Source organism: Pseudoalteromonas peptidolytica (assembly GCF_012641745.1).
GTDB lineage: Bacteria > Pseudomonadota > Gammaproteobacteria > Enterobacterales > Alteromonadaceae > Pseudoalteromonas > Pseudoalteromonas peptidolytica.
The window spans coordinates 73,569-84,966 of the sequence record NZ_WEHZ01000022.1 but is presented as its reverse complement, the minus strand read 5'-3'; the positions used below and the strand labels follow the sequence as shown (position 1 = coordinate 84,966).

Sequence of the window (11,398 nt, the reverse complement as noted above, 5' to 3'; positions counted from 1 at the left end):
TCAAGACATAGAAGCTTGCATGGAATGATATTAACAGTCTTGGGTGCGCTGATTGCATACAGCCACAAAGAAAAAAAGCCATCAATTTCTATTGATGAACTGATGGCTTAAACCGATCTCGGGTTAAATAAGTAAAAAATACTGACGGCTAACAATCGTTAATTTGATTCTCTTTGTTCATTACTTTCTGTATCAGGCTCAATCTTTTTTGTACCTTGTTCATAGCTTTTTGCTATGTGCCCCGCTCCTTCCAAGATATCGCTTAGTTGAATGCGGCAGATTTCTGATAATTTTATCAATGTACCTAAACGAAATGAGCTGGTTCCATTTAGGTAATCATCTAACGTGGTTAGACCGATCCCAAGCTTTTGACTCACTGTTTTTTTAGTGTAGCCCTTACGCTTTTTAAGCTCTTTAAGCAACTCTCGGATCCTAAGTGTCACCTCATATTCTTCAGGTGTCTGCATGTTTTCCTCAGTGATACCTAGTAACCAGCAATCAACAGCGTGCGTAAAACGACTTTACTTATAGATAAAAGTTACTGGTAAGGTTGTGTGCGTAAATTAATAACCATTTCAATTAAACACTATTGCAAAGAGTTATCAGCAGACTTGCCATATGTACTCTTAATCGAAAAATATCACAACATCCACATGTTATCAACATGTAACTCTGGGCTATACTATTCGTGGGCTTTACGCACACACCTATATTTTAATGGTAATTAAGTAAACACTTTGGTGAGGTAGGTATTATTGTGGAAATAGAGATAAGATAAGCCCTTAGCAAAGACGACCAAGGGCGAGATATTTTAAGAAAAAGGATCATTTACTCGGCTTTATTTGCTCTTTTGTGCTTACGGTGTGATTTAAGCGTTTTGATTTTTTCACGTTGTGTTTCATTTAATACGTGAAAAACTTTGTGTCGAGTCTCCATTGCCAGTAATGCCCAAGCTTGTTTTTTGTCTTGACCCTTTTCAAGCAACAGCTGTGCCTGTACCTTGTCAAATACCTCTGCGTCCATTAATGCTTTCATCTCTTCACGATGTGATTTACGTACGTCTTTGCCTTTTTCTTTCAGTGCTTTTTTTGCCGCTTTGAAATCAGCATAGATGGTTGCTAATTGTGATTGCTGCGTATCGCTCAATTCCAACAATTTTTGGCCTTTATCTGATAGTAATAATCGTGCTGAATGCTCTAACTGCCGACCCATAGATCCCGCATCTGCACTGAAGCTAACTGCTGATAAGCTCAGTACTGTTGCTAATGCTAAAGTTGATAGTAATCTCATTATTTTGGCTCCTTGTTTGCCGTTGCTTTGTCACCTCCTAATCTAGCAATTGACAAGAAAAGGAACGTCAAATCAGGGTAAAGTTTTGTCAGTGCTTTGCAAAAAAACGCAAAGGCAATTTACATACCGCAATAAAGTAAGGTGTAATACATCATGGGATAGACACTGTAATTATCTTTTCAATCGCCGCCGGATAAAGTATGACCATAAGACATAGCATTTTACTTATAGATGATGACCAAGCACTTTGTGATCTTTTGCACGAGTATTTTAGTGCTGAAGGTTTTGAAGTCGACATGGAGCATACAGGTACTGAAGGGCTCCAGCGCGCGTTAAAGCAAAACTTTGACCTTATATTGTTAGATGTCATGCTCCCTGAGATGGATGGCTTTGAAGTGTTAAAATCGTTGCGTTTACAAAAAATGACGCCAATTATTATGCTCACCGCAAAAGGGGACGATTTTGATCGTATTTTTGGTCTTGAGTTGGGAGCAGATGATTATATACCCAAGCCATTTAATCACAGAGAGCTACTTGCACGGGTTAAAGCGATCACCCGCAGAGTGGATCATTATAAGCACCACAGCCCTCAAGACACCTTTACTATTCATCAGCTTAGCTTAGACATCGGCGCTAGGAGCGCCTCTGTGAGTGGAGAGTTCTTATCACTGACGGGAACTGAATATGAAGTGCTGCAATTATTGGTGAGATCTGCCGGTGAGGTTGTTGATAAACAAACTATATCTCGTCAAGTCTTAGGCAGGCCACTGGTGCCCTATGACCGCTCAATTGACATGCATGTATCCAACGTTAGGAAGAAAATAGCAGCTTTGAGCGACCATACTTATATCAAAACTATACGTGGTTCTGGTTATATATTTTTGAAGGCATAATGAATGAAGCGGTACTTATTAGTTAAGGTATTTGCATGGTTTTGGCTAACCATCATAGCTACCCTTCTACTTTTGCTTGGGATAAGCCTGTTACAGCCAGACGTTGTGGAAACTAAAAAGATCTCAAGGTCGATGCTGCATAATTTACAGCAATTAGAGCAAGTCTTAACCCAAGTCAGCCAACGCCCCAACTTTGAGTTAAGTAATATCGCAAAATTACGCAAAAGAAAGGCGAGAAATATCTACCTAAGTCACCGCGTTCGTGAAAAGAGTATTGCCGCAAATCCAAGGATCAAAGCACTTGACCTCGATTTACTTAGCTTTACAGAAGATACCAAACCACTGGCCATTTACACACCTGAATATAAAGCATTCGGGCCGCTTGAAGCCACACTGAATAATGATAACTATCGCCTTTATTTGGTATTTGAAAATCACACGCCAAGTGCAATTATTAAGCTTAGAGCATTGCCGCTGTGGGCTAAAATTGCGGTGGTATTAGGCGCGAGTTTATTGCTGTGTTTTTGGTTTACCAGAAACTTGCTTACACCAATTAAGGCACTGCAAATAAGCGCAGCCAAGCTATCTCAAGGTGACTTAAGCAGCCGTGCAAACATAGACAAAAAGCGTCAAGACGAACTTGGTCAACTAGGCCATGACTTCAACCTGATGGCTGATAAGTTAGAGTCTTTGGTCAATAATCAAAAGCGCCTGCTTGCAGATATTTCTCATGAGCTTCGCTCTCCGCTTACCCGCTTGCAAATGGCGACGGGATTGGCCGCAGGCCACGCAACGAAAGACAACCAAGGTTACTTTGAGCGCATAGAGCGTGAAGCACAATTAGTGGAGAACATGCTCGGTGATATTTTGCATTTGTCAAAACTAGAAGCCGACCAAATACCAATAGAAAAACAGCCGATCCCCCTCAATGAGCTACTCGACCCAATTATCGAAGATGCTCTGTTTGAGGCGCAACAATTAAGCAAGCAATTTTTCGCCAGCACAATACCTGAAGTAACGCTCAATGGCGATGCTATGCTGCTAAATCGCGCCTTTGAAAACATCATTCGTAATGCCATTAAATACGCAAATAGCACGATTAACCTCGATATTCAGAGTACCAACAAGCAGCTCCTTTGTATCATAAAAGATGATGGCAAGGGGGTGAGTGAAGATATGTTAGACAAGCTTTGTATCCCGTTTTTTCGAGTTTCAGCTGCACGCACACCAGAGCATAATCAAAAAGGAGGGTTTGGTTTAGGGCTTGCCATTGCCCAACATGCACTAAAAGTGCATGATGCCCATATTGAATTTACTAACAATGTTGGCCTTCAGGTCAGCATTCGTATTCCGTTATATAGGTAGTCATGTTTTATAGCTGCAGCGAGCAATTAGAATCTCACCTTCCTGAAATAGATAAACACTGGCAACAGTGTCAACGAGGCTTTTTTGATACTCCTCACGGCAAGCTTTTTTATGTTTATCATATACCAAAAAGACCACGGTTTGCTTTGGTATTGGTTAATGGGCGTATTGAATCCGCGCATAAATATAGGGAGTTGTTATGGGAACTGGCACAAAATAATATCGCTGTATATACCTATGATCACCCAGGGCAAGGGTATTCTCCTCGCTTGTTAAAAAACAAACACATTGGCTACGTAAAACGATTTGATGATTACGCAGCGACTCTCCACTGTTTTATGCAGCAAGTTGTCAATCCACACAACACTCTGCCTCTGTTTATACTGGCGCATTCTATGGGAGGAGCGATCACCTGTAACTACTTAGCGCTGTATAACCCTAGCAATATTAAAGGCGTGTATTTATCAGCACCAATGCTTGGGATCAATACCGCTCCCTACCCTGCTTGGGTTGCTGAAGCCATTGCTGGATTGGCATGTCTAGTAGGATTAGGCAAACAATATGCTATCGGTCAGCAACAATACCAAAGTAAACCGTTTCAAGATAATGATCTGACAAATTGCCCTATTCGTTACGCTTTATTTAGAGGGTTATACGATCAATATCCTGAACTACGACTTGGAGGAGTTAGCTTCGCCTGGCTTTATACTGCACTGCAAAAATGTCGAGCACTGACCAAAATCGAGCTAAATATTCCAGTCCGCGTCGCTTGTGCAACTCACGATAGTATCGTCGACAACAAGGCACAGATCCGCTTTGCCGCGCACCATGATAAGGTGACACGTACCGAGTTTGCAGGAAAACATGAGCTGCTTTGCGAGCAAGACATAACTCGCAGAGCCGTGCTTAGAGATTTTTACGAATTTACAGGGGTATTACCGAGTGCAAGCGATACAGGGTCCTGATGGATAAGAATATCCATCTCACACTCAAACTCTTCTTTAATACTGGCTACCACTTCATCTGCAACATTATGTGCTCGCATCAACGGCATATCATCATCTAACTCTAAATGGAGCTGGATAAACTTTATTTTTCCGCCTTGCCTTGTACGTAAATCATGTACACCATAAACATCTTCATGGCTTGAAGCAATAAGCACAATTTGCGCCTTTTCATCGTCTGGTAATTCTTTATCCATCAAGTGCGCAGCGCTTTCTTTGGCAATGTCCCAGCTGTTGTAAAGTAAGTACATTGCAACAGCGATAGCAAAAATAGGATCCGCGTAGCCAATGCCATAAAAGTTCAGCAATACCGCGACCAATACAGCTAGGTTAAGTAAAATATCACCTTTATAGTGCAATGAATCGGCTTTAATTGCGATAGATTGAGTACGTTTGACAACTTGATACTGCACCGCAACAACTAACAACGTGCAGACAATAGCAAATAAACTCACCCATACCCCAAATAAAGAATGGGGAATTTGTGTAGGGTTAATGATCCGCTCTACACCATGAAATGCTAGTAAACTGGCCGACCCTGCAATAAATGCCGCTTGCCCGAGCCCAGCTAGCGCTTCAGCCTTACCGTGACCAAACCTGTGATCATCATCAGCCGGTCGCAATGCGTAACTTAACACAAACAAGTTCATCAACGACGCACTAATATCAAGTAATGAGTCGGTTAAAGAGCCGAGCATTGCTGCGCTTCCAGAAGACAGCCAAGCCCAACACTTCGCTGCTATCATCACCCCTACAATAGCAATCGTGAATATACTGGAAAATCTCACCCAAAACTCGTAGCTACGACTCACATTTACCCCTTAGAAATACCCAACTGACTAACGAACCACCCACGAAAGTATGGCGATATACTTATATTACAGGGTAATGGTTTGAAATGAAAAACAGATTACGAATGTCAATTTTTTTGCAATAGTCTCATATTCAGTTGCTGCACGCTCCTATCTGTGTTCATTACTTTGATAAGTTAAAGAGATGCAAAGCTCTATACTTGCTGTGCTTTTCTTTTACCCCGGTCACACGTGTAATTCTGATTGGAGATGGGCTATACTGCCGTGCAAATTTTTATTGAGGCTTATCATGTTAGACATCGTTTTATATCAACCCGAGATCCCACCTAATACTGGTAATATTATTCGTTTGTGTGCCAATACTGGATATTCGCTGCACTTAATTGAACCTTTGGGATTTGAATGGGATGATAAACGAGTAAGGCGTGCAGGCTTGGATTATCATGAATTTAGCGAAGTCGAGCGTCATCCCAATTTTGAGGCTTACCTTGCTAAACGTAACCCAAAAAGAGTATTTGCTTGCACAACAAAAGGTACTAAATATCATCACGAGGTGGCCTACGAAGAAGGTGACTGCTTGCTGTTTGGTCCTGAAACTCGCGGTCTACCAGAAGAGATAATTTTCTCATTACCAGAGCCACAACGCGTGCGTATTCCAATGCGCCCAGATAGCCGTAGTATGAACCTATCCAATGCTGTCTCAGTATTTGTATATGAGTCTTGGCGACAACTTGACTTTAACGGTGCAAAATAACCAGCTCTATATCAAGCGCTCCTAGCATACCGCAACCTTATCCATTGCAAGCAGGAGCAGTAACAGTACAGTCATCCACGAAAAAGGCGCCTCGCGACGCCTTGCTAACTTTAATTTACATTAACTTTAGGGATTCAGTATTTAAATTTCGGCGTGGTGTAAAATAGTACCAACAATATCACTAAATTTATTCGCTGGTTTAATTGAATTTACCGCTCGTCCACAGGCTTTCAGCAAATCAATAAGATCAAAATAACCCACTGGGTAAAGCGTTGAGTCATCTATCACTAATAAGAACTCGTGACCTGCCTCTTCCATGGTTTTTAATACTTTGCCAACGACAGCCTGACTTGTTTGTTTAAGTGTAATTTGACGCAGCTCTGAAAGTGGGATCATGACATCATTTACAGTCAAATCTCGTCTAGTACAGCCACGTTTTTCGGCCATACTCAATACATAACGGCTGCCAAGCCTAGCGTTCGATATCATACCTACCAGCTTTTCTTGGCTATCAACAACGAAACTTGCTCTGCGGTGCGTTTTAGTCAACACTAGTGCGGCTTCATCAATACTACTATTTTCATCAATATGCTGCATTAGTGACAAATGCAAAGTGTGCATAAGACAATGCGCTGGAGCCTGTTCAAGATTATCAGTACCGCACGCAGGAAAATGATTTTCAGCAAGTTCATAGGCAAACACAGGCTGTGTTTTTATAACGGTGTTAGTGTTCATAGATCACCTCTATCTTTAAATTAATTAAGCACGGAAAAGGACTAAATTAATCTACAACAGGTGGTGCTCTTATTGATTCATATAAAGCATTGGAAAAACAATAGGTAAGCTTTGGGTGTTCAATAACAAAATCGCTAGTGGCGACTAAACTGCGGGGGGCAGAGACAGCACAAGTGTCAACGTCAGGATTTACGTTCGAGTTGTCTAAATCAACAATAATAGGCGTAACAGCCAGTGTAGAGTCACATTTAGCAGCATCGGCCGTTGACATAGTCAACAGACTCAACATACAAAATGTAATAACCCAACGAACTAATTGCATCACGCTCTCACTTCCACTGCCATAATCTGAGTGTATGGGCTGTTTCTTGCGTTTACAAGTATTATTTCTGATCTATTCACTAAACCACTAAATGTATTCAGGTTAATTTTTACACGCTAATATTGCCATAATATAGGCTGAGATAAATTGTTACTAATCTCCTGTTAGCCGCTCCAAGTTTAGCGCTATACTAGGGGCAACATTTTTGATATCTGTCTAAAATTAAAGCGTAAAGTCATACCTGTTGGCGTTATAAATAGTCTATTTTGGAATAAGCACCTTTACCGCTAACAAGCTTAAAATTTTATGATTTAGTGTTGTTAAATAAGGTATTATTACGAAGTTAGCGCCCACTTTATCCTCTTAGTTTATTCAGGTATTCAGTCATATTGGTATCACAACACGAGGTGTAATGTGCAACTATCACGCGGTATCGAGTACTTTATTGCCGGCTTTTCTTTGATCACCCAAAAAGGGCTTAAACGCTTTGTGTTTATCCCTCTCACCATAAATGTATTGCTATTTGGTGCATCGCTATTTTTTCTTTACGACTGGCTGACTCAAGGGTTTGATTACCTGAATGGATTATTACCAGAGTGGCTAAGTTGGCTAGAGTGGTTAATGTGGCCCATAGCTATTTTAGTGATACTTTTTAGCTATAGTATGATTTTCACGGTTATAACCAACTTTATTGCCGCTCCCTTCAATGGACTGTTATCTGAAAAAGTGGAACTTCACCTTACCAACCAGAAAATCAATGATGACAAGCTCTTTGATATTGTAAAAGATGTACCACGGATGCTAGGACGAGAGTGGACAAAGCTGTGTTACTACCTGCCACGCGCCCTTGGCTTTTTTATATTGCTTTGGGTACTACCTATTGTCGGTCAAATTTTATGGGTTATGTTCACATGTTGGATGTACAGTGTTCAATATAATGACTACCCATTTGATAACCATAAAATTCACTTCAAAAGAATGAAGGACGATTTAAAAAGTAAGCAAGGGCTGTCTTACGGTTTTGGCTTTGCGGTGTTCGTGTTGACCTCAATTCCATTTGTGAATCTAATAGTAATGCCAGTGGCGGTTTGTGGGGCTACTAAACTTTGGGTAGAAAACTACCGACAGCAGTATCGTCACTAATAGTGAACATATCCTATTACACAGATTTTTTCGGGTAAGTAGCACTTCTGAAACAAGTCAACGGTAGCAGCATCGCTTTTCGCGCCCTGCTACCTGTTGAGTGCCTAATCTACGCTTGGTTTTCTACCAGCTGTTATCCCTCACTACTGCGTAAAATTTATTGACAATAGGCTAGAAAGAATAGCAATAGGTTTCCTATTTAACCCGAGGTTTGAATAAGGGGTGTTCCAACTCATTGTTGCTAAAGTACAACTTTGTTTTTTCCTTGTCTAGCCAAAGAGTTTTAGGGAAAACACCGCTTCGCGTCTCGCTCCCACTAAGTCCTGTAGCAAGGCAAAGGTTTTGCTATTTATACCAATTTTCTGAATTAAGTGGTCTATTTTGAGGCGAGAAAATCTTGTCGATAAAGCCGCTACCGCCTCCTGCTATCGCTAAGGTACCTACATCCAAATAGGCAAGGCAAAAATTTTGCTATTTAGTTGTTCTAAATAAGAAATTTTTAACGCCGTTAGCGTCAGATTGACTCCTTCAAATTGCGCAAGTATTAAGTCAAATTGGTATTAGTTGTTCTAAATAAGAAACTTTTAACGTAGTTAGCGTCAGATTTACGCTTCCAACTTGAGTAAGTACTGAGGTTAATTGGTATTAATGTTTTACTACGCAACTAAAATAAAGTGATGTTTATCAGAACAACAAGGTATCCATAAGCTAGATATGTCAATTTAGACTGTATAAAAGCAAAAAGCCTCGCTATTGCGAGGCTTTTTAAATGATGGTGCCCAGAGGCGGAATCGAACCACCGACACGAGGATTTTCAATCCTCTGCTCTACCGACTGAGCTATCTGGGCAAATCTTTTTAGTATCTTAATCCTTAAAGGGATTTTCAATACAACTCCAATTAGCTCTACCAAATGAGCTATCTGGGTAAATCTTTTATTTTCTAAATAACTTAATTACCTAGAAAATATAGGCTAAAGCCTAAATTAAATGGTGCCGACTATCCGAGTCGAACGGATGACCTACTGATTACAAGTCAGTTGCTCTACCAACTGAGCTAAGTCGGCACACTAAATTAGTGGTGCCCAGAGGCGGAATCGAACCACCGACACGAGGATTTTCAATCCTCTGCTCTACCGACTGAGCTATCTGGGCAAATCTTTTTTATCTAAACAACTCAATCTACTAAGTTATCTAGAAAATACAGGCTAACGCCTAAATTAAATGGTGCCGACTATCCGAGTCGAACGGATGACCTACTGATTACAAGTCAGTTGCTCTACCAACTGAGCTAAGTCGGCACACTAATTCGTGTACCATGCAGTTTCTGCATGCACCACATTGCTAATGCAATGTTTTTAATTTGGTGCCCAGAGGCGGAATCGAACCACCGACACGAGGATTTTCAATCCTCTGCTCTACCGACTGAGCTATCTGGGCGTGCGGCGTATTAAACGGGTTTTGCGGTTCTAAGTCAACCCTTTTTTTAAATACATTTATCGTTTGCACAGTTTTCAGGCAAAGCGGTCAAAATACCGCATTTTCGATGAAAAAACACGCAAGGCAGGCTAATTTCCAGTTTTAAACGCTTTTATCTGACTATCCCTGTACAAATAGCATGAAGGCTAGCTACCTTTATATAGCAGTAAGCTCCCCCTCAAGTAATAGTCACCACTGTGTTGTTCTGGTTCTTTTACTTGCCGCTATAATGTTGCTTTGCATCCAGCCGCTTCAGTAAGATATCAATTACCTTCTCTACAGCTAATTTAGCATTAACCGTGTCGCCATTTGTGACTGCAAGAATCGCAACATTTCTTTCAGGTAATACAAGGTTGTCTAAATAGAATGTCCCGGTAAAGCCGTTATGATGAAACCGACTGTCATTAGGTGTAAGGATCCAACCTAATCCATATTCAGGTGTGACTGACGTTAATAGTCGTGCATATGAACTGGCACTAATCAGATTATCATTACCCCTAGCACCGGCTAAATACGCCCCCAAGTAAATAGATAAGTCATGTAGTGTCGTATTGATTAACCCCGCAGGTCCAATCACTTTTGGTAAATCCACTCTATCTGTTGGCGTAATTGGGTGCCATTTGCCTTCTCTCATTTGATGACCACTGGGCTGTCCATCTGGGTCATCATCACTAGCAGATCCAAAACCAACATCCGCCATCCCTAGTGGCTCGAATAGCTCTTGAGCAATAAGGCTTTCCCATGCTTGCCCAGTGACACGCTCTAACATATGGCCGGCAACAACATAACCGGCATTACTATATAGATAAGTCCCTTGCGGCACGGATCTTTGTGCATTTAATAGTTCGATAGTCCAATCATATCGTTGGCTCGTCATGTCTCTATTATCACGGTGCCACTTCCCCGAATACATAGACGCTAAATCCCGTTGCAACCCTGAAGTCATTGAAAGCAAGCTATTTAAGGTAACAGACTCAAGTTCTGGATTAATCTTACCTATGAGCTCTGGAAATATGTCGGCCACTTGACTATCAAACTCTATGACTCCTTGCTCAACAAGGCGTGCAGCCAATGTGGCAGTCATGGATTTGCTAAATGAACCGATAGACCACCTATCAAAGGCAGATACAGGGACTTGCCCAGTACTGCTTCGCACTCCAGTAACATCCAATTCGATTAATTCGTCCCCAGAAATGATAAAACCTCCCAATGCAGGCATGCTAAACTCGGCACGGATCAGCTCTAACTGATGAAAGAGTTGATCATCTCCGGCAACACCATATGGGGAAGTAAAGCCGACGCTGGGCTCGGTGGGAGTTTTAAGAGTAATGATTGATTTATCATTGTTATTACAGGCGCTGAACAGCAACACACATAATATGGCACAGAACCACGCTGGTACCCGTCGAGATTGATGTGAAAACATTAAGATATCCTTATAAGCGGGGAAGTTAACCAATATTACTTTATAAAAACGTTACTTAATATTTAATATTTATTAAAAAGCCATAATAACCATACTAATAAAAGACTACAGCCTTACTTTCAACACCCTGATTATTTTGATATTTTCAATACTCTTTTCTTTACCTCGATTTTAGTC

11 protein-coding genes, 5 tRNA genes and 1 pseudogene are annotated in these 11,398 nt (G+C 41.0%); 6 read left to right on the top strand and 11 right to left on the bottom strand.

Annotation, left to right across the window (positions count from 1 at the left end; genetic code table 11):
• Positions 1–111, top strand: a pseudogene (locus F9Y84_RS22240) (IS982 family transposase); the annotation flags it as partial.
• Positions 112–158: 47 nt separating this feature from the next.
• Here F9Y84_RS22240 and F9Y84_RS14770 read toward each other — a convergent pair.
• Together F9Y84_RS14770 and F9Y84_RS14765 are read right to left on the bottom strand one after the other, a co-directional pair.
• A complete protein-coding gene (locus F9Y84_RS14770; RefSeq protein ID WP_128732380.1) occupies positions 159–467 on the bottom strand; it encodes a helix-turn-helix domain-containing protein in 309 nt (102 codons plus the stop codon).
• A gap of 361 nt (positions 468–828) precedes the next feature.
• Positions 829–1,290: a Spy/CpxP family protein refolding chaperone gene (locus tag F9Y84_RS14765; protein WP_147391205.1), complete on the bottom strand. Its 462-nt coding sequence runs from the start codon at positions 1,288–1,290 to the stop codon at positions 829–831.
• A gap of 200 nt (positions 1,291–1,490) precedes the next feature.
• On the opposite strand from F9Y84_RS14765, the gene F9Y84_RS14760 reads away from it, so the two are divergent.
• The 3 genes from F9Y84_RS14760 to F9Y84_RS14750 are packed head-to-tail and all read left to right on the top strand — an operon-like array spanning position 1,491 to position 4,513.
• Positions 1,491–2,183, top strand: a complete 693-nt coding sequence (locus F9Y84_RS14760) for a response regulator transcription factor (RefSeq protein ID WP_176031991.1) — start codon at positions 1,491–1,493, stop codon at positions 2,181–2,183.
• Between the two features lie 3 nt (positions 2,184–2,186).
• Positions 2,187–3,548: an ATP-binding protein gene (locus F9Y84_RS14755; RefSeq protein WP_147391204.1), complete on the top strand. Its 1,362-nt coding sequence runs from the start codon at positions 2,187–2,189 to the stop codon at positions 3,546–3,548.
• A gap of 2 nt (positions 3,549–3,550) precedes the next feature.
• Complete coding sequence (locus F9Y84_RS14750; RefSeq protein WP_147391203.1) at positions 3,551–4,513, top strand: alpha/beta fold hydrolase; 963 nt, start codon at positions 3,551–3,553, stop codon at positions 4,511–4,513.
• Here the strand turns inward: F9Y84_RS14750 and F9Y84_RS14745 are convergent.
• The gene (locus tag F9Y84_RS14745) at positions 4,465–5,364 is read right to left on the bottom strand and encodes a cation diffusion facilitator family transporter (protein ID WP_128732376.1); all 900 of its coding nucleotides are present in this window, start codon (positions 5,362–5,364) and stop codon (positions 4,465–4,467) included. The genes F9Y84_RS14750 and F9Y84_RS14745 overlap by 49 nt on opposite strands.
• A 289-nt stretch (positions 5,365–5,653) precedes the next feature.
• Here F9Y84_RS14745 and trmL point away from each other — a divergent pair, with 289 nt between their 5' ends.
• The gene (trmL, locus tag F9Y84_RS14740) at positions 5,654–6,118 is read left to right on the top strand and encodes a tRNA (uridine(34)/cytosine(34)/5-carboxymethylaminomethyluridine(34)-2'-O)-methyltransferase TrmL (protein ID WP_125251625.1); all 465 of its coding nucleotides are present in this window, start codon (positions 5,654–5,656) and stop codon (positions 6,116–6,118) included.
• Between the two features lie 141 nt (positions 6,119–6,259).
• On the opposite strand, the gene F9Y84_RS14735 is transcribed toward trmL, so the two are convergent.
• Together F9Y84_RS14735 and F9Y84_RS14730 are read right to left on the bottom strand one after the other, a co-directional pair.
• Positions 6,260–6,853 (bottom strand): CBS domain-containing protein, encoded by a 594-nt coding sequence (locus F9Y84_RS14735; protein WP_147391202.1) that lies wholly within the window; start codon positions 6,851–6,853, stop codon positions 6,260–6,262.
• A 46-nt stretch (positions 6,854–6,899) separates the two neighbouring features.
• Positions 6,900–7,175: a hypothetical protein gene (locus F9Y84_RS14730; RefSeq protein WP_147391206.1), complete on the bottom strand. Its 276-nt coding sequence runs from the start codon at positions 7,173–7,175 to the stop codon at positions 6,900–6,902.
• 414 nt (positions 7,176–7,589) lie between these two features.
• Here F9Y84_RS14730 and cysZ point away from each other — a divergent pair, with 414 nt between their 5' ends.
• Positions 7,590–8,318 carry a sulfate transporter CysZ gene (gene cysZ, locus F9Y84_RS14725; protein WP_128732852.1) on the top strand — a complete coding sequence of 243 codons (729 nt, stop codon included), beginning with the start codon at positions 7,590–7,592 and terminating at the stop codon, positions 8,316–8,318.
• A 773-nt stretch (positions 8,319–9,091) separates the two neighbouring features.
• On the opposite strand, the gene F9Y84_RS14720 is transcribed toward cysZ, so the two are convergent.
• From F9Y84_RS14720 to F9Y84_RS14695, 6 genes are all read right to left on the bottom strand, one after another.
• Positions 9,092–9,167 (bottom strand) — tRNA-Phe (locus F9Y84_RS14720).
• A gap of 140 nt (positions 9,168–9,307) precedes the next feature.
• A tRNA-Thr gene (locus tag F9Y84_RS14715) sits at positions 9,308–9,383 on the bottom strand.
• 12 nt (positions 9,384–9,395) lie between these two features.
• Positions 9,396–9,471, bottom strand: a tRNA-Phe gene (locus tag F9Y84_RS14710).
• A gap of 70 nt (positions 9,472–9,541) precedes the next feature.
• Positions 9,542–9,617 (bottom strand) — tRNA-Thr (locus tag F9Y84_RS14705).
• A gap of 63 nt (positions 9,618–9,680) precedes the next feature.
• Positions 9,681–9,756: transfer RNA gene (locus F9Y84_RS14700), tRNA-Phe, on the bottom strand.
• Between the two features lie 253 nt (positions 9,757–10,009).
• The gene (locus F9Y84_RS14695; protein WP_147390981.1) at positions 10,010–11,221 is read right to left on the bottom strand and encodes a serine hydrolase domain-containing protein; all 1,212 of its coding nucleotides are present in this window, start codon (positions 11,219–11,221) and stop codon (positions 10,010–10,012) included.
• Positions 11,222–11,398: the final 177 nt, after the last annotated feature.